Below are 17244 nucleotides of genomic sequence, written 5' to 3' on the forward strand. Positions count from 1 at the left end.
TCGGTGGGTTCAGGGCACGCTGGGTGCCTGGATGTTGTCGGACGGCACCCCGCTGAGGTAGTCGTTGCTGTACACCCGCTCGGGAGTCATCTCCACAGACGGATCGAGGCCCAGGAATTCGCTTGCCACGTCGATCATCTCCTGAATGCCCTCGTCGGTCATGAGCCCGAAAGATTCGTTCTCCCGGCCGAGGCGCCAGTTCAGCGCGCACTGCTCGGCGAGCGCAAGGACCACGGTCTCGGTCTCGTATCCCTGCACGTTCTTGTGGAATGATTCGGCTGCCTCCTGCGGGTTCTCGCACGACCACAGGTAAGCCCGCTGCATTGCCCGGTTGAATCGCTTGACGCGTTCCGGCTTTTCGGCCAGCTGCTTGTCGGAGAACACGATGCCGTTGCCGTAGACGTCGATACCGATGTCCGACCAGTTCAGAATCACCGGTTCCTTGCCGATCGCGTGGATCGCAGGCCCGTCCGACACCGACAGGGCCAGATTGGCATCCCACTGCCCGGCGAGCAGCCCGGGAAGTTTGGCGCTGCTGGCCGCGTGAACGACCTTGACATCGCTGTCGGACAAGCCGAGCCGGCTCAGCGCGTACGGCCACATCGCCGTCATCGCACCGGCTCCCTCGGTGGCCACGGTCTTGCCTTTGAGATCGTCCCAGCCCTGGATCGACCCGTCCGACATACCCACGACGGCGTATGCGGACCGGGCCTGTAGCAGATTGACCTGTTTGACGGCCGCGCCGCGACCCTGACTGAGTACGGTGACGCCGAAGTCGGCCCAACCGGCATCGACCTTCCCCGTGTCCACGGCCGTAACGGTGTTGCCGGAGCCGGAACCCGGCATGATCGTCACATCGAGTCCCTCCTCTGCGAAGAATCCCCGGTCCACGCCGGCGAAGAACGGGGCGTGCTTCGGCAGATAACCGACGTCGACCATGACGGTCATCGCGTTCTCGGAGTTCGACGACCCACACGCCGCGGTGATCGGGAGTACGAGCGCCACCGCGAGCGCAAGGCTCCACCTCTTTGTTCGTTTCATGACAGTCTCCCGGGTCACTTCGCGTGCGACTTCCACGGCATGAGCTTCTTGCCGGCGAAGTCGACGATGAAGAACAGCACGAGTGCGATCGCAGCGAGGACGAGGAACGCGGCGAACATCGACGCCAGGTCGACCTGGCTGTTGGCGAGCATGATCACGTAGCCGAGTCCCTTCGATCCAGCGATGAACTCGCCGACTACGGCACCGCCGACGGCGAGTGAGATCGAAATCTTGGCTCCGGAGAAGATGGATGGAAGGGCATAGATGAACTCGATCTTGGAGAGCCGCTTCCACGTCGATGCCTTGTTGATCCGGGCCAGTTCCTTGAGCTCGTGCGGCACCGAACCCAGTCCGTCGAAGGTGTTGATGACCAATGGAAAGAACGCGATTGCCATGGCTACGAAGGCCTTCGACTCGAAACCGAATCCGAACCATACGATGAACAGCGGGGCCAGAGCCACTTTCGGGATCGTATCGATAGCGACCAGCGCGGGGTAGAGAAAGGTGCGCAGAGTCGGCCAATAGTGCAGTAGTGCGCCGCAGAGCACACCGAGCAGCGTACCGCCTACGAATCCGGCGAGTGCTTCACCGATCGTGACCCAGGCGTTGGAGGCAAAGTATTCCGGTCGCGTGAACAACTCGTCGAAGGCCGCGAGCGGTCCGACGAGAATGTACTCGGCGGGACGGAACACCCACACTGCGATCTGCCAGAGAGCGAGGAGCCCAACGATTCCGACGACGGCCTTGGCGGCGCTAACCAACGAGTCGCGGCGCACCAGGGGTCGTCGGGTGGCGTGTGCCTGCTCGCTCGGCGCCGCGACGACGGGAGTGGCGCCGTGCCTGGAGTTGAGTTCGGGAACGGTCATGGCTGTTGTTCCTTGCCTGAAGGGGCGGGGACTGTGAGCATCCCGTCGACGCGGCGACGAACACCGTCCGGTGCCGGATCGGCGAGGTCGTCGGGCAGCAGGTCGCCGGGCATGTCCTGGTACGCGACCGGGCGGAGAAACCTCTCGATGGCGGCGCTGCCGACAGAGGTGGTGCGGGCATCGGTGGTAGCAGGGAAAGGACCACCGTGGACCATGGCGTGGCCGACCTCGACGCCGGTGGGCCAGCCGTTGAAAACGATACGGCCGACCAGGTTCTCCAGCGTCGGAAGCAAGGTGGCGACCGCTTCGTGATCGCCGGGCTCCGCGTGAACGGTCGCCGTCAATTGCCCTTCCAGCGACTGCAACGTCGAGCGCAGTTCGTCGAGGTCGGCGCACACCACCAGCAGTGACGTCGCGCCGAAGATTTCGGCCTGCAATTCGGGGTTCGCGACGAAATCCGCGGCGTCCACCCGCAGAAGTCTGGCAGCGGCACCGGCCGCGGTGTCGGGCGCGCTGCCTACGGCCAGTTCGGTCACGCCGTCGTGCGCTGCGAGTTCGCCGCCGCCGGCCCGATAGGCGTTGGCAATCCCGGTGGTGAGCATCGTGGCACCGGACGAACCGTTGATGACTTCGCATGTGGTGTCGACGAATTCGTCGAAGCCGGGGCCGTCGAGGGCAAGGACGAGTCCCGGGTTGGTGCAGAACTGTCCGGCGCCCAGGGTCAGTGAGGCGGCGAACTCGGATGCAAGGCGCGCACCGTGGGTTCTCAGCGCGTCCGGCATGATGACGACGGGATTGATACTGCTCATCTCCGCGTAGACAGGGATCGGTCTTCGGCGGGACGCAGCGGTCGCGGCCAGCGCCAGGCCTCCGTGCCGTGAACCGGTGAAACCTACTGCGCAGATGCGTGGATCGCCGACGAGGCTCTGCCCCACGTCGATCCCACCGACTAACTGCGCGAACACGCCACGTGGCATCGACGTGGCCGCGGCTGCCCTCGCGACGGCCCGTCCGGCGATCTCGGCTGTGCCGAGATGAGCCGGGTGCGCCTTCACGATGACCGGACAGCCTGCGGCAAGCGCGGATGCCGTGTCACCGCCGGCAGTGGAGAAGGCCAACGGGAAGTTGCTTGCACCGAATACGGCGACCGGACCGACGCCGATCCTTCGCTGACGGATGTCCGGGCGAGGCACCGGGGCGCGCTCCGGGATCGCGGGGTCGACACGCGCCCCCTGCCACAGGCCTGTGCGCAGCTCCGTGGCGAACAGACGCAACTGACCGCTGGTACGGCCGACCTCACTCTCGAGGCGCGGCCGGGCAAGTGCAGTTTCGGTGTGAGCGCGGTCGACCAGTTCGTCACGCGCTTGGTCGAGCTCATCGGCTATGCACTCGAGAAAGATCGCGCGCTGCTCCGCGGCGAGATCTCGATAGACGGTGTACGCGTCGGCAGCCAAGGCACACGCGTACGCCACCTGAGCAGCAGATGCCGAGTGGTATGCGGGCTGCAGGTCTTTACCGGTGACCGGGTCGCCCGAATGTAGGGCCTCCCCCTCACCGATGACCTGACGGCCACCGATCAGCATCCGACCGACAGGTACGTTACCGGTCGACGCCTGCCCATCTTCGGCGCTCCGGCCATCGACGGTGCGTGCGGTCCTCGTCATGCTTGCTCCTTTCTACGATCCGACGGGAGCCGTCAGGGCCGGTGTCAGGCGGTGAGCGGCGTTGATGATGTCTGCGAGCAGTGCGTCCTCGGCCTCCGTCAGATCGGTCAGCGGGGGACGGACCGGACCAGCAGAGTGACCGGTGAGGCGCATCCCGGCCTTCACGATGCTGACCGCATATCCCTGCTTGCGGTCGCGAATGTCCGTGTAGGGAAGCACGACCTCGTCGAGCAGAGTGCGCACCGTTGCTCTGTCCTTGGCGCGGACGGCGCGGTAGAAGGCGAGCGCGAACTCGGGGAGGAAGTTGAAGATGGCCGAGCTGTAGGTGCTCACCCCCAACTCGAGATAGGGCAGCGCGAACAGTTCCGCGGTCGGCAGGCCACCGATGTAGACCAGTCGATCACCGAGCGCACCGTGGATACGGGTGATCGCTTCCAGATCGCCCACCCCGTCCTTGAACCCGATGAAGTTCGGGCAGGTCTCTGCGACCGCGGCCAGGGCTTCTGCTCGGTAGACAGCGTTGGCCCGGTTGTAGACCACAACGCCGAGATCGGTGCTGTCGCAGACTGTCTTCAGGTAGTCGCGGAGCCCGTCAGATGACGCCTCGGTCAGGTACGGAGGAAAGAGAAGAAGGCCATCGGCCCCGGCCGCCTGCGCATCCCGGGCCATCTCGATGGCCTGCTTGGTTCCCAGGCCTGCCGGCGCGAGCACCGGAGTTCCCTCCGGCGCTCCGGCCACAGCAGCACGGACCAACGTGCTGATCTCCGATCCGGTGAGCGAGAAGAACTCGCCTGTTCCACCTGCCGCGAAGAGTCCAGCCACCTCGTAGTCGGCCAGCCGCGCGATGTTGTCCCTGTAAGAGGACTCGTCCAGCGTGAGATTTTCGGTGAAGTGCGAAACCGGGAACGACAGCAGTCCAGATCCGAGGTGTCCGGCAAGATGGTCTGGGGCAAATGTTGTCAAGAGGTTCTCCTCAACTAGGGATTGCGACTGACGTCACAGTACGAGCGTTTTCAATGCCGGTCCAACACCAATTTTGTATCCACCGATGCATAATTTGCATCATGTTTACGCTGAATCAACTCGAGAGCTTCATTGCAGTCGCCGAGACGTTGCATTACGGCCACGCCGCCGACCGGCTGTCGATCACGCAGCCACCGTTGTCGCGCCGCATACAGGCCCTCGAGAAAGAGCTCGGCGTGGAGTTGATCGATCGGACCGGGCGGGGCGTGGAGCTCACACCAGCCGGTCGTGCCTTTCTCGGGGACGCACGCAAGATCCTCGGAATGTCGGATCAGGCCGCACTGTCGGCCCGGCGTGTACCCACCGGCAAGACGGGCACGGTAAAGCTCGGATTCACCGGATCGGCGGCCCATTCGGTGCTCGACTCGATCGTCGAAGCCACCCGCGCTCGATTGCCGGGAATCGACCTCGTTCTGCGCGAACGGGTATCGGGAACCCAGGTCGAAGAACTACGCTCCGGCGCATTGGATCTCGGATTGCTGCGCCCACCTGTGCCCGCCGGTGCATTAGAAACCCGCCTGCTGCAACGCGAACCCCTGATGCTGGCAGTTCCGGTAGACCATCGACTCGCCGACAGTTCCCGAAATCCCACCATCACCGACCTCGACGGCGAGGCGCTGGTCATGTACTCCCCCGCCGAAGCCCGCTACTTCTACGAGCTGCTGGTCAGCACATTCCTAGATGCGCACATCGCACCCCGTTACGTGCAGCACATCAGCCAGGTCCACACGATCCTCGCGTTGGTCAAGGCAGGGTTGGGAATCGCGCTCGTGCCGGCCGCGGCGACCGCCATGGAAGTGCGCGGCGTCGAACTGCGCGAGATCGACGGAATCGAGGCGCGGCCCGTGGAACTGTTCCTCACCTGGCGAACAACCGAGGCCGAGCCGCCGGTCCTCACGGTGCGCGACCTCGTCATCGACGCTCTCAGGGACGAGAATTCGCTGGGCCGGGACAGCAGTGCGTGATGTCTACATTCGTGCTGACCGGCGCGGGCTCCGGCCCGACCGGCGCTGCGCGGGTCCGACCTGGCCTGCGGATCCGACGGCGGCGGCATCGAGGCCAGACTCGAATTCGAGCTGGGCGGCACGGCGCGAAGGCCGCCGCATGGTTCTCCCACCTCGCCCTCATCACCCCCGGGCCAAGATGTCAGCAACGAATGGCTCGCGCCGGTCACCGACGAGGCGTACGGGCTGTTGCCGAGCAGCTGAGAACCTGGCCGCGCCGGGACGCGTCTGCTTCCCTTTCCTGTGAGCATGTCAGAACAGCGGTAATCGTTGGTGCCGGAACATTCTTCGACGGCCGCGGCGGTGAATTCGGCGATCGGAGGTCGCCCACGCGGCTGCTCAGCTTTGCTGATGTGGCACCACATCGTGGTATCTCGGAGGTCGAGGTCCTCGTCGCCTTCGCGTGCGATGAACGAGTCCGGGGATTGGTGGGTCAGCGCGGCCAGGGCGCGGAGCTGCTCGAACGGGGTAGCGGGCCAGCGGCATCGGCGAAGCCATCGACGCCACCCTCGGCGGCAGCTACGAACAACTCAGATCCTTCGCGGCAGAAGCCGAATCCCGACTCGGGCACCTCGACATCCTCGTCAACAACGCGGGCGTCGAGGCGGCGACGCTCACCGCGGATCTGCCCGACGCCGACCTCGACACCATGCTCGCCGTCAACATCCGTGCGCCGCACGTTCTGGTGGCAGAGTTCGCACCGAAGATGGCGCATCGGGGCACGGGGGCGATCGTGAACATAGGCTCGTGGATGGCAACAGTCGGCAGTCCATTCGCCGCCATGTACACCGCCACCAAAGCAGCCGCCGAGCAGCTGACACGAAGCTGGCCAGCCGAATTCGGTCCACACGGTGTGCGCGTGAACACCGTCGCACCCGGCGCGACACTCACCCCGGGCAACGAGAATTCACGGCCCATCCTCGACGCCATGACCGCCAACACTCCAGCAGGAGTCCCCATCGACCCCCAAGACATCGCCAACGCAGTGTTGTTCCTGGTCTCCGACGACGCGTCGACGATCCACGGCATCACCTTGCACGTCGACGGCGGAATCGCCGCCACGCGAATGCCCGCCCGATAAATATCTACTCCCACTCTCGCCGATTAGACCTACCCGTACTTGTAAACCTGATCGACTCACTACATTCACTGAACCACAGTTGATTCCGGCGACCCTGCTCCGGCGAGTAACCGCGAGGACAGGGCGCGGTGGTGGCGATGGTCAGGACGAATACTGCAAGCACCAGGTAGAGGACCCCAAAGGCAATGTTGACGATGAATTGTGTTGATCCGAAACGGTATTTCGGTTTCGTCTCGGTGTCGGTCATGGTCGGCCTTGGCGGACGACGGCGAGTGGTTGGGAGGCTGCACTGCGTTCACGGCCGATACGGACGAGACTCCGGACAAGTCCTCGATACATCCGTCGAGGACGATCTCGATGCCAGGTTCGGAAACGACCCGGCGAACTCCCGTGCCACCGTCTCGGCATACGGATCAGGGCCCATGTCGTGGGCGTTCGTACGATCACGTGGTGTGCGAGTGATGCTCATCCGGGTGCGTCCTAGCCTGGATCCGTCACCGTTCGTTGCACCACCGCCGACGTTGCCGTGTCGGGCGAGTGGCCTTCCCTTACAAGGGTGCTCGATGGACTTGGCCGTTGGTAGGGCCGAAAGGCTTATGTGCCAAAATATTCGGATCATTTTGATGAACCAGTCGAGCGGTTTCCGCTCCTCGCCCTGAGCACCAGAGGCGGGTGGCGAGTGGAACGGCCCGTCGCCCGCGAGACTTCTCGATGAAGAGATGTCCGGTTGGCCTGCTTTCGGTACGTGGTCGGGTTAGAGCAGGAGATGCGAGGTCGACTCCGCTCGGAGATCGTGTCGCGGCCTACCCTGAGCGAACATGCGCTCGTTTTTCACGTGACTGGATGTCATGATGGACTCGTCGTCGCAACCGGATATGTGGGCTGAGCATGTTCGCTACGCTTCGAAGGACATGAGGAATAGATCCACTATTCGTTTCGATGCAGTCGAGACTGACTCAGTCGTCATTTTCACCACACCCGCGTTTGCCATCAGGACCAGGAGGACGTCGGAGTAGTCGAGGTCCGGACGAAGTTGACCTTGGGCCTTCGCTCGTTTTATGAGCTCGACGCATCCTTCTTCGATGTGAGCTGAGATGTCGACCATCATGTCGCCGGCGAGGAGTTCGATCAGCACGGATGCGAGGGCCCTGTCCGAGGCTTGCCTCGTACAGACGTCTCTCAATAATTTTTGAAGTGCGCGCCATGAGTCCTTTTCTGCGAGTGCCTCATCCATCGCCCGTACACATCCGTCGATGTCGGCTGCGAACACCTCCAGTAGCAGATCATTTTTGGTCGGGAAGCGTCGGAAAAGAGTCGCCACACCTATTCCTGCGCGGCGCGCGACTTCGGACATAGACGCCTCGGCGCCGAGCTCGGCGAAGACGACGCGTGCGGCTTCGATCGCTCGATCACGATTGTGCTGTGCGTCTGCCCTCATGCGGGGCGACTGCGCGCCCGCAGTGCGAGTGACCGAAACCGAGTCTTCAACCATGCGCAGATCGTACGGGCTGAGCGGCTGGGCACCGTGATCCGCTACTGTCATGAAGTGGAAGGCATCTTTCACTTAGTGAGGTAGGGCAATGACGATGCAAGCAGTGCAATTCGAACAGTACGGCGCGCCAGAGGTTCTCGCCGTCAGGTCTGTCCCTGTGCCAGTGCCGGACCCGGGCCAAGTGTTGGTCAAGGTCCGAGCATCCGGCGTTAATCCGCACGACACTGCAGTTCGGTCAGGACGCCTACGAGCCTTGACCGGCCGCAGCTTCCCCAAAGGGGTCGGGGTCGACTTTGTAGGCGAAGTCGTAAAGGCGGGGAGCCGCGTCGCCGCGACTGCGGTGGGGAGCCGCGTATGGGGGGTGCTCCCTGGCATCGCCCAGAAGGGAACGGGGTCCGCTGCGGAGTACGTTGCTGTTGACGCCGGCCGAATTTCGGCCGCCCCGTCCACGCTCAGTGCGACCGAGGCGGTATCGCTTCTCGCAGGTGGCACCACCGCGATCACTGCGCTCCGCGATGAAGTGGGGCTCAGGGAGGGGGAACGAATCCTGGTCCGCGGCGCAACCGGTGGAGTCGGAACTGTCGTAGTTCAGTACGCGCGTGCACTGAACGCACACGTCACGACCTTGTCGAGTGCACGCACCACATCTCTGGCGACGAAGCTCGGCGCCGATACTGCGTACGACTACAACGTCACAAGCCCAGCGGAGCTCGGGAAGTTCGACGTTGTGTTCGACGCCGTCGGCACCGATCTGCGTCAGTTCAGGAAGCTTATCGCCCCTGGTGGGCGGATGATCTCCGTCGCGCTCGGCGACTGGACCTCCCTCGCGTACGTGCTGACCTCTGCGATCTTCGGGCCACGCCGCATCCGCTTCTTCAGCGGCTCTCCGACGACCGAACTGCTGACAGATCTGGCGACCCTCGCCGACAGTGGCGCCCTCACCCCTGTCGTCGAAGAGACGTATGCCATGAAGGACGTCGTCGCCGCCCATCATGCGCTTCACGCCGGCGGTGGCAATGGAGGGAAGCGGGTGCTGTCGATCAGTTGAGCCGACCTCGTCGCAGTAGCCCCAAGCCGGACCGAAACCAAAACTGGAAAACACCTTCCAGATATCGCAAGCGTGCGCTACCTTACATAAGTGGAAAGGGATTCCCACTAATTCCGGGCCGGCGGGATGCGTACAGCCCGTGACACGACTCGTCGATACGACGTTGGACATCGTCGGCCCCCCAAATATCAAGTACCAACGGAGGATTCATGACCCAGACAGATCTCGACAAGCAAGACCAGACGTCGGCCAACGCTCAAGGCCCTGATCGCATCGACCCGCCGTTGCCTGCCCTCTCCCCAGGGATGCAACTCGCGCGACCCGAACACTTCCAGTTCGAGGGCTCACCCGGTGCCGAATGGCGCCCCCTTCCTGGATATCCGTTGGAGGAGCGCGACCTCGGGTTCGCCCGCTTCAGTGGGGGCGCAGTCGGCGGCAAGCTCTTCCGCGCGAGAAAAGCGTCCGAGGGCGAGGAGGTGGCTCACGAGATCCCCTGGCATTCCCACGATCTCGGATTTCACATGGGATACGTCATCAACGGGTGGGCAGAGTACGAGTTCGAAGGAGTAGGCCGCATCCGGTACACGGCTGGGATGGCCGGATGGCAGCTTCCCAATAATCGGCACCGGGAATTCGGTTCATCCGACGATTTTGAGGCAATCGAGATCACCTTTCCGGCAAACATCAAGACTACCGCACATCTTTACGATCAAGAAAAAGGAGAATACTACGATCTGATTGTCGAAGGACAATAACAAGTAGAACTTCCCCTTGGGGCGACATCTTTCCGTAAAAGATTAGGATTATTGTGCACACACTAACGGTTCTGTACGGACCGCAGGACGACATACGTAAATTCCGAGAATATTACGAAAAGATACACCTTCCCATTGCTAAAAAAATTCCCGGCATCCGTTCTGCAAAAATAACTTTTGACGTCGCATCGATTGATGGCCCATCCCCGTACGTTGCGATGTTTGAGGCGGAATTCGATTCTGAGCAAGAAATGATTGCTGCGTTCGCATCTCCCGAAGGGAAGAGGGCGATGGACGATTTTCCCAACTACAACACTGGCCCAGTTCACTTGATTCATGGCCCCTCAAGGCCAGCCTGGAAACCAGAGCAGTAACCGCTCAGCATGTCCCCCAAAAAATCCTTCACGTAGAGAGTTGCTCCATGCGTCACAATGCTATAACGGCTTCGCACAGACTGTGGAATCCAGCCCATGAGCCATCAGCAGTGGTGGGCAGCGGCGAAGTGATCGAATTCGAAACGATTGAAGCCTCCGGTGGGCAATTCACGCCGGATTCGACTTCCGACACGGTGGCGGCCGCGGATTGGGATCTCATCTACCCCCTCACCGGACCTGTGCATGTAAAAGACGCCGACCCAGGCGACACGTTGGAGATCGAATTTCTGGACATGCACACCGCCGACTGGGGATGGACTGCAGTCATCCCAGGACTCGGGCTATTGCCGGAGGACTTTCCCGGGCCACACTTCCACGCATGGGACCTCGCCAATGGCAAGTTTGCCGACTTTCACGACATCGTTCGACTTCCCATCCGACCTTTCTGTGGTCTGGTCGGCGTCTGCCCCGATGTCGAGACTCCGACATCCGTAATCCCGCCAGGGGACTTTGGGGGGAACATCGACTGTCGCGATCTCATTACTGGAACGAAACTGTACCTACCAGTCAAAGTTCCGGGAGCACTACTCAGCTTGGGTGATTCCCACGCTACACAGGGCGACGGAGAGGTGTGCGGCAGTGCCATTGAAGCGTCGATGCACGGAGCAATACGTGTGACGCTCCACAAGGACAGACCCATCACGTCCCCACACTTCACCACTAACGGCCCACTGCGTCCAGGAATCGAAGACCGTGGTTATTACTCGACAATGGGCGTCGGACCAGATCTCATGACAGCCACGCGCGATGCAGCTCGCGCGATGATCGAACACATGAGCAAGGAATACAAACTGGACCCACTCGACGCATACCTACTTTGCAGCACAGTAGTGGACCTCAAGATCACAGAGGTCGTCGACACGCCGAATTGGATTGTCAGTGCCTACCTGCCGCGGTCTGTAATTCTCTAGCGCACTCAAGGTTAAGTCACCAGCCCCTTTGTGATTCGAATTCTCTCGCACGATCACAGTTCGTATGGCACCGAATGCCGATTCCGGAATCATCAGCCGATCTATGTGATCGACATCCCACGTTCACTCGGGTTCTCAAAACTGTTCGCGCTAATAGTGATCCTGATAGAAAGGCCGACAATATGGAAGAGCGTCTCAGCCCCGACTTGCCAGTCCCGTCAGACGGCGAAAGCATCAATCTCGCTGACCCGAGCATGTTTGTCGAGCTGACTAGTGACAGTTATGTCAATGTTCCACCTCTAGGACTGCAGGTTCGAGACCTCGGACTTGCCGGACTGACGAATGGTCTACTTGCGGCGCAGGCGGTTCGGGCCTCACCGGACTACGATACCCTTCCTGGCCATTGGCACATGCACGACCTGAAATTGCAGGTGGGATACGTCGTATCGGGCTGGGTCACTTACGAATTCGATGGCGTCGGAGTGAAACGATTTGATCGCGGTGCCTGCATTGTCCATGTACCTCGAAACCGACTCCGCATGCTCGCAGTCTCGCCAGACTTCGAAGGGATTTGGTTTAAGAACCCACATCAGGAAGTCGTCACGTTCTGGCAATACCAGCCTGACGATGACACATATCTCGAAACAGCGATAGACGTAGTTGTAAATTAGCGATAAAAGCGACACTGCACACACAGAACGTGCACCACAGAGAGAGATCCAATATAATGCTGAACGTGTCGGTCCTTCTTGAAGATTCAGCTCGAAATTATGGAAGCAGACACGCGTTAATCTTGGGCGATCGTCGAATGTCTTACGCGGCGGTTAATTCGGCGGCGAATCGAATTGCTAATCTGCTTGTCAGTCGCAATGTCAAACCGGGCGACAAAGTCGCGTTGTCGTGCCCAAACATCGCAGAGTTTCCGATTATCTACTTCGGAATCCTCAAAGCAGGAGCAGTAGTTGTACCTCTGAATGTTCTGCACAAACAGCGAGAAGTGACCTACCATCTTCGAGATTCGGAAGCGAAGGCGTATTTTTGCTTCGAGGGAAGCACTGAACTGCCGACGGGACAAGAAGGGTTCTCGGGTTTTGAACTAGCGGAGAAGTGCGAACACTTCTTTGTTATCGAATCTGGATCGAAAGACCGTCCGACGTTCGAGGGTGCGGAGTTCCTCTCCGAGGCACTGCAGGATCAAAGTGACGATTTTCAGCCGATTTCAACCAGCCCTACCCACACGGCGGCAATCATATACACCTCCGGCACCACCGGAGAAGCCAAAGGGGCTGAACTTACACACGCAAACATCGTGTTGAATGTCATCGCCATGAATATGATGCTAGAGAACCGCCCCGGATTGGACACACATATCGTTTCCCTTCCCCTGTTCCATGCGTTTGGTTCAACAATGCAGATGCTGTCCGGATTCTCCATGGCATCGACGTTGATCCTGATCCCACGATTCGACGCTGAGCATGTTATCAACATTATGGAAAAGGAAAACGTCACCTTTTTCGCCGGCGTGCCGACTATGTGGTGGAACCTGTTGCATGCATTGCACCCAGGCGTAAATACTGAACACATTGCCAGCAATCTTCGCGTTGGCGTGTCAGGAGGAGCAAGTCTGCCGGTTGATATTATCAACCAGATCAAATCGAAGCTGGGGGTTACCATCTTTGAGGGTTACGGTCTGTCCGAGGTAACAACGGCAGCAACCTTCAATCAACCTGGACGGCCGGCGAAACCAGGCTCTGTTGGCACTCCGGTTTGGGGCGTCGAATGCAAACTGATCCGACCCGATTGGAGCGAGATCACCAGCGATGACGAGATCGCCGAGATTGCTATCCGGGGCCCCAACGTCATGAAAGGCTATTACAATCGGCCCGAGGAGACGGCAGAGGCAATACGAGACGGGTGGTTCCGATCGGGCGACCTAGCGCGGAGAGACTCGGATGGTTATTACTACATCGTCGACCGATCCAAGGACATGATAATTCGTGGCGGATACAACGTGTACCCACGAGAGATCGAAGAAGTCCTGACGACACATCCGGACGTCTCTCTGGCAGCAGTTATTGGTGTCCCACATACGACCTACGGCGAGGAAATCAAAGCCTATGTGATTCGGTCGAAGGGCAGTACTATATCTGAAACCGAGCTCATCGCCTGGGCCAATAGTCAAGTGGCTGCCTACAAGTACCCACGGATCGTCGAATTCGTAGACAGTCTTCCACTGACAGCTACAGGGAAGATCCTCAAGCGCCAGCTCACGTAGTTCGTTCTGCCAGGATTGCAGATCTTTGGGCTACAGACCGCTACTTGACATCTCTCCTCTAATGTTGAAAGTAGATTATGAAACTCGCGAATGTACGCGGCCGCCTTTGTATTGTTACAAGATCGAACACCGGTATCGATGTAAATTTGGCTAGCGAGGGACGGTTTTCCTTCGATCCCCAATTGGTTTTCGAAAGATGGGATGAATTTGTCGGCTGGGCTGAGCAAAAAATCGTCTCCGAAGAGTTTACTTTCGCAGACTCCGACCTCGGCGCCCCCGTTCCGGCGCCAAGACAGATCTTCGCGATTGGACTGAACTACAGAAAGCACGCGGACGAGGCAGGATTCGCTGTGCCGGAGTCGCCTACCGTTTTCACAAAGTTCCAATCCTCGTTGACTGGATCGACGACCATTGTCACTCTGCCGCCGCAAGGAACGACTGACTGGGAAGTCGAGATCGTGGCAGTGGTTGGGCGCACGGCTTCCCATGTACGTGAAGCGAAGGGTTGGTCGTACGTCGCTGGCCTCACGCTCGGACAAGACCTGTCCGAGCGGAGCATCCAGGCCGAAGGGCCGTCCCCGCAATTCAGTCTGGGCAAATCATTCCCTGGTTTCTCACCCATCGGCCCGTTGCTCGTCACTCCCGACGAGTTTGGAGATCGTGACAACCTCCACATCGGATGTGCTGTGAACGGGATCGAAATGCAAACGGGCAACACAAGTGACTTGATCTTCTCAATCCCAGCTCTGATTGCCCGACTTTCTCGAGTTGTCACGCTGTGGCCCGGCGACCTTATTTTTACTGGCACACCTTCCGGTGTCGGCTTCGGGCGCACGCCAAGTGTTTTCCTGAAGCGCGGAGATTGTCTCGTCAGCTGGGCGGACGGTATCGGCGAGATGTCTCAGACTTTTGTCTGATCGTGACACGTCAGTAGATGGGGGCGCTTCCCGCGAGATAGCGCATGAGCGGTGAGCTCGATCCCCCTCGGCGAGACCTCGTCGAGGGGGATCGATTCTTCGAGGAGAAGATTGAGAGCATTCTGTCCAATGTGTTTCTGCGCGACAGCTTCGGAGGAGCCGTTGTGTGGAGTATCGATCTACACGCTAGTTGCCGCAGGAAGGTTCATGGGGTTCGAGCATGGAATCGATCGACCGCACATGAACACCCCGACCACAGTGGACTTCATATCGCTCCTCGACGCCACACCACCGCAGTACCAGAGATTCGGATAGCAACGAATGAGAACGGTTGCAAAACAACATCTCTCGTTCCGATCCACATACTCGCCAGAGAGATTGGGACCATGAACCCCGAACGCACATCGCTGCCCACCCCCACGCCGCACCGGCTCCTCACTCGTCATCCGAATCCCCAGGGGCCCCAACCGACTTCTTGACCCCCAGAGAGGTTGCCAACCTTTCCACGTCACCACCTCAACCGTCGCGCGCTGGACCGATGCGGGAAAGATCGGCTCCAACACCACTCTCGGCGGGCACCCCCGCTACCCCCGCGCGCCGACATCGACGCTTTCCTCTACCGCAACCGCGCAATCACCCAGCGTTCGTTCGGGTGCCAGGGACTGTCTCTAAATCGGTGTTTCGGTCCGACTAGCTGAGTGAACGCTCAGCGAGGAGGTGCCGAGATGACGACACTGGAAGATGTGACGAAGAAGAGGGCCGAGCCCTCCGCGGAAGCTGCGGCGGCCGCGGAGCTGGTCAGGTTGGCGAAGGAGCAGGGTCTGTCGCTGACCGGGCCGGACGGTCTACTCAAACAGTTCACCAAAACCGTCCTGGAAACCGCACTGAACGAGCACCTCGGACACGACAAGAACCAAGCCCTACCCGATCGGGAATCGACGAATATCCGCAACGGGACTCGGTCGAAAACGGTGTTGACCGAGGCGACCGGTCATGTTCCAATCGAAGTCCCTCGTGATCGGGAAGGGACGTTCGAGCCGCAGATCGTCAAGAAACGCCAACGGCGACTCAACGGGGTCGATGAGATCGTGTTGTCGTTGTACGCCAAAGGATTAACGACCGGTGAAATCAGTTCGCATTTCGCTGAAATCTACGGGGCCTCGGTCTCGAAGGAGACCATCTCGCGGATCACCGACAAGGTCCTCGAGGAGATGCAGGACTGGGCTGCCCGTCCGCTCGACGAGGTGTACGCGGCAGTTTTCGTCGATGCGATCGTCGTCAAAGTTCGGGACGGGCAGGTCGCGAACCGACCGATTTATGCCGCGATCGGCGTCAGTCTCGACGGACGGCGCGACGTGCTCGGATTGTGGGCCGGCACCGGCGGTGAGGGCCCAAATTCTGGATGTCCGTGCTGACGGACATTCGCAATCGGGGTACCCGGGATGTGTTCTTCCTGGTCTGCGACGGATTGAAAGGTCTACCGGAGGCCGCCCTAGAACGTGTGGCCGGCGACCACGGTCCAAACGTGTGTAATCCATTTGATCCGCAATACCTTTCGGCTCTCGGGACGTCAACACTGGGACGCACTCAAACACGATCTCAAGTCGATCTACACTGCCCCGACTGAGGCCGCCGCGAGTGCAGCGTTCGACGATCTCGCAGACCGTTGGGGCAAGCAGTATCCGGCGATCATCCGATTGTGGACCAACGCCTGGCAGGAGTTCATCCCGTTCCTCGATTACGACACAGAGATACGGCGAGTGCTCTTCTCTACCAACGCGATTGAGTCCCTCAATGCCCGCTATCGGAGGGCGGTGAAAGCTCGTGGCCATTTCCCTACCGAGGCGGCTGCGCTGAAGTGTCTGTATTTGGTGACGCGTTCGCTCCACCCGACAGGCAAGGGCCAGGCACGATGGATAACGAGGTGGAAGCCCGCTCTAAACGCGTTTGCGATCACGTTCGCCGATCGTTGGCCGGGATCGGAAACTTACTGATGGAAAACCGCCGAAACACCGTTAAAGAGATAGGCCCCCTTTTTCATACCGATTGTACTGTTTATGCTGGAGGTGTGCGGTCGGCATGAGATCGACTGCGCGCGGACAGTGGGTCATCGGAGTTGTGTGCTCAACACCGACGACGTTCGAGCGCCCCGGCTCGATCATGCAGAGCCGGGGAGGCTGTCTTCTCGGCTGGCGGTGCCTGCAACTGACCAGTGCCGATCATACTGTCGAAGGCGATGTGGTGTAGTTGTACGTCGTGTTCGGCGTGAGAGTAAAGAGATGCTCAACGTGCGCAGGCCGGTCCGGGTGGTGTAGTTGCACACGTAGAACGGGCCTTGAATGGCGTGGACGCGGAACGACATTCGACTGGTGCCGGAGGGAACGGTAACGACCACGTCTGCGCCGACCCTCGTGGGAGTGCGCGTGTGATTCCACAGTGCCGGGGGCGCCGCAGCGCCGGTTGCCGGAGGTGCCACAGTCGTTGTTGCCGGAGCAGGCGCTGTCGTTGTTGCCGCGGAGGCGTCGGAGTGGCTGTTGTGGTGGTGGTACGCCCGGCTCACCGACCGTGTATCCGCGGGCTGCTCACCGGCCCGGTCGGTGAGCCGCACCAGACTGCGCGCAGAAGTTCCTCCATTCTCCGGCGCGCATGGCTCGCCGGCCACGGTCTCCGGACACTGTGGCCGACGTGCCACCCAAGGCCGACGGCTTTCCGCTTGCCGAAGTGGCATCTTCA

The 17244-nt window shown here is 60.4% G+C and carries 15 protein-coding genes and 1 pseudogene; 10 read left to right on the forward strand and 6 right to left on the reverse strand.

Annotated elements, in window-relative coordinates; genetic code table 11:
* Nucleotides 1–9 precede the first annotated feature (9 nt).
* The 4 genes from ABIE52_RS00325 to kdgD form a co-directional block, all read right to left on the reverse strand.
* Complete coding sequence (locus tag ABIE52_RS00325; RefSeq protein WP_192713531.1) at nt 10–1041, reverse strand: ABC transporter substrate-binding protein; 1032 nt, start codon at nt 1039–1041, stop codon at nt 10–12.
* A gap of 14 nt (nt 1042–1055) precedes the next feature.
* Nucleotides 1056–1907, reverse strand: a complete 852-nt coding sequence (locus ABIE52_RS00330) for an ABC transporter permease (RefSeq protein ID WP_279217878.1) — start codon at nt 1905–1907, stop codon at nt 1056–1058.
* On the reverse strand, nt 1904–3490 hold the full coding sequence (locus ABIE52_RS00335; protein ID WP_354541443.1) for an aldehyde dehydrogenase (NADP(+)): 1587 nt from the start codon (nt 3488–3490) through the stop codon (nt 1904–1906). The genes ABIE52_RS00330 and ABIE52_RS00335 overlap by 4 nt, the downstream gene beginning before the upstream one ends.
* A 93-nt stretch (nt 3491–3583) precedes the next feature.
* Nucleotides 3584–4534: a 5-dehydro-4-deoxyglucarate dehydratase gene (gene kdgD, locus ABIE52_RS00340; protein WP_192713529.1), complete on the reverse strand. Its 951-nt coding sequence runs from the start codon at nt 4532–4534 to the stop codon at nt 3584–3586.
* Nucleotides 4535–4635: 101 nt separating this feature from the next.
* On the opposite strand from kdgD, the gene ABIE52_RS00345 reads away from it, so the two are divergent.
* Entirely contained in the window at nt 4636–5559 is a 924-nt protein-coding gene (locus ABIE52_RS00345; RefSeq protein ID WP_192713528.1) for a LysR family transcriptional regulator, read from the forward strand.
* 472 nt (nt 5560–6031) lie between these two features.
* Here ABIE52_RS00345 and ABIE52_RS00350 read toward each other — a convergent pair whose 3' ends face one another.
* On the reverse strand, nt 6032–6277 hold the full coding sequence (locus ABIE52_RS00350; protein WP_354541368.1) for a hypothetical protein: 246 nt from the start codon (nt 6275–6277) through the stop codon (nt 6032–6034).
* Between ABIE52_RS00350 and ABIE52_RS00355 the strand changes: the two genes are divergently transcribed.
* Nucleotides 6176–6679, forward strand: a complete 504-nt coding sequence (locus ABIE52_RS00355) for an SDR family NAD(P)-dependent oxidoreductase (protein WP_354541444.1) — start codon at nt 6176–6178, stop codon at nt 6677–6679. The genes ABIE52_RS00350 and ABIE52_RS00355 overlap by 102 nt on opposite strands.
* 895 nt (nt 6680–7574) lie before the next feature.
* Here ABIE52_RS00355 and ABIE52_RS00360 read toward each other — a convergent pair.
* Nucleotides 7575–8171 carry a TetR/AcrR family transcriptional regulator gene (locus tag ABIE52_RS00360; protein WP_192713527.1) on the reverse strand — a complete coding sequence of 199 codons (597 nt, stop codon included), beginning with the start codon at nt 8169–8171 and terminating at the stop codon, nt 7575–7577.
* Nucleotides 8172–8259: 88 nt separating this feature from the next.
* Here ABIE52_RS00360 and ABIE52_RS00365 point away from each other — a divergent pair, with 88 nt between their 5' ends.
* From ABIE52_RS00365 to ABIE52_RS00400, 8 genes and pseudogenes are all read left to right on the forward strand, one after another.
* Nucleotides 8260–9219: an NAD(P)-dependent alcohol dehydrogenase gene (locus ABIE52_RS00365; RefSeq protein WP_354541369.1), complete on the forward strand. Its 960-nt coding sequence runs from the start codon at nt 8260–8262 to the stop codon at nt 9217–9219.
* A gap of 209 nt (nt 9220–9428) precedes the next feature.
* Entirely contained in the window at nt 9429–9974 is a 546-nt protein-coding gene (locus ABIE52_RS00370; RefSeq protein WP_192713526.1) for a cupin domain-containing protein, read from the forward strand.
* A gap of 53 nt (nt 9975–10027) precedes the next feature.
* Nucleotides 10028–10348, forward strand: coding sequence for an EthD family reductase (locus ABIE52_RS00375; protein WP_192713525.1), 321 nt, complete (start codon nt 10028–10030; stop codon nt 10346–10348).
* A 47-nt stretch (nt 10349–10395) separates the two neighbouring features.
* The gene (locus ABIE52_RS00380) at nt 10396–11319 is read left to right on the forward strand and encodes an acetamidase/formamidase family protein (protein WP_192713524.1); all 924 of its coding nucleotides are present in this window, start codon (nt 10396–10398) and stop codon (nt 11317–11319) included.
* Nucleotides 11320–11501: 182 nt separating this feature from the next.
* Entirely contained in the window at nt 11502–11990 is a 489-nt protein-coding gene (locus ABIE52_RS00385) for a cupin domain-containing protein (RefSeq protein ID WP_192713523.1), read from the forward strand.
* Between the two features lie 56 nt (nt 11991–12046).
* Entirely contained in the window at nt 12047–13594 is a 1548-nt protein-coding gene (locus ABIE52_RS00390) for a long-chain-fatty-acid--CoA ligase (RefSeq protein WP_192713522.1), read from the forward strand.
* A gap of 77 nt (nt 13595–13671) precedes the next feature.
* Nucleotides 13672–14511, forward strand: coding sequence for a fumarylacetoacetate hydrolase family protein (locus tag ABIE52_RS00395; protein WP_192713521.1), 840 nt, complete (start codon nt 13672–13674; stop codon nt 14509–14511).
* A 725-nt stretch (nt 14512–15236) separates the two neighbouring features.
* A pseudogene (locus tag ABIE52_RS00400) lies at nt 15237–16505 on the forward strand (IS256 family transposase).
* Nucleotides 16506–17244: the final 739 nt, after the last annotated feature.

Origin of the sequence: Rhodococcus sp. OAS809 (genome assembly GCF_040546695.1) — a bacterium.
Taxonomy (GTDB): Bacteria; Actinomycetota; Actinomycetes; order Mycobacteriales; family Mycobacteriaceae; genus Rhodococcus_F; species Rhodococcus_F qingshengii.

What these genes read in the sequence shown, in the direction of transcription:
- ABIE52_RS00325 (WP_192713531.1), bottom strand. Translation starts at nt 1,041, where the DNA reads ATGAAACGAACAAAGAGGTGGAGCCTTGCGCTCGCGGTGGCGCTCGTA.
- ABIE52_RS00330 (WP_279217878.1), bottom strand. Translation starts at nt 1,907, where the DNA reads ATGACCGTTCCCGAACTCAACTCCAGGCACGGCGCCACTCCCGTCGTC.
- ABIE52_RS00335 (WP_354541443.1), bottom strand. Translation starts at nt 3,490, where the DNA reads ATGCTGATCGGTGGCCGTCAGGTCATCGGTGAGGGGGAGGCCCTACAT.
- ABIE52_RS00345 (WP_192713528.1), top strand. Translation starts at nt 4,636, where the DNA reads ATGTTTACGCTGAATCAACTCGAGAGCTTCATTGCAGTCGCCGAGACG.
- ABIE52_RS00360 (WP_192713527.1), bottom strand. Translation starts at nt 8,171, where the DNA reads ATGGTTGAAGACTCGGTTTCGGTCACTCGCACTGCGGGCGCGCAGTCG.
- ABIE52_RS00365 (WP_354541369.1), top strand. Translation starts at nt 8,260, where the DNA reads ATGACGATGCAAGCAGTGCAATTCGAACAGTACGGCGCGCCAGAGGTT.
- ABIE52_RS00370 (WP_192713526.1), top strand. Translation starts at nt 9,429, where the DNA reads ATGACCCAGACAGATCTCGACAAGCAAGACCAGACGTCGGCCAACGCT.
- ABIE52_RS00380 (WP_192713524.1), top strand. Translation starts at nt 10,396, where the DNA reads ATGCGTCACAATGCTATAACGGCTTCGCACAGACTGTGGAATCCAGCC.
- ABIE52_RS00385 (WP_192713523.1), top strand. Translation starts at nt 11,502, where the DNA reads ATGGAAGAGCGTCTCAGCCCCGACTTGCCAGTCCCGTCAGACGGCGAA.
- ABIE52_RS00390 (WP_192713522.1), top strand. Translation starts at nt 12,047, where the DNA reads ATGCTGAACGTGTCGGTCCTTCTTGAAGATTCAGCTCGAAATTATGGA.
- ABIE52_RS00395 (WP_192713521.1), top strand. Translation starts at nt 13,672, where the DNA reads ATGAAACTCGCGAATGTACGCGGCCGCCTTTGTATTGTTACAAGATCG.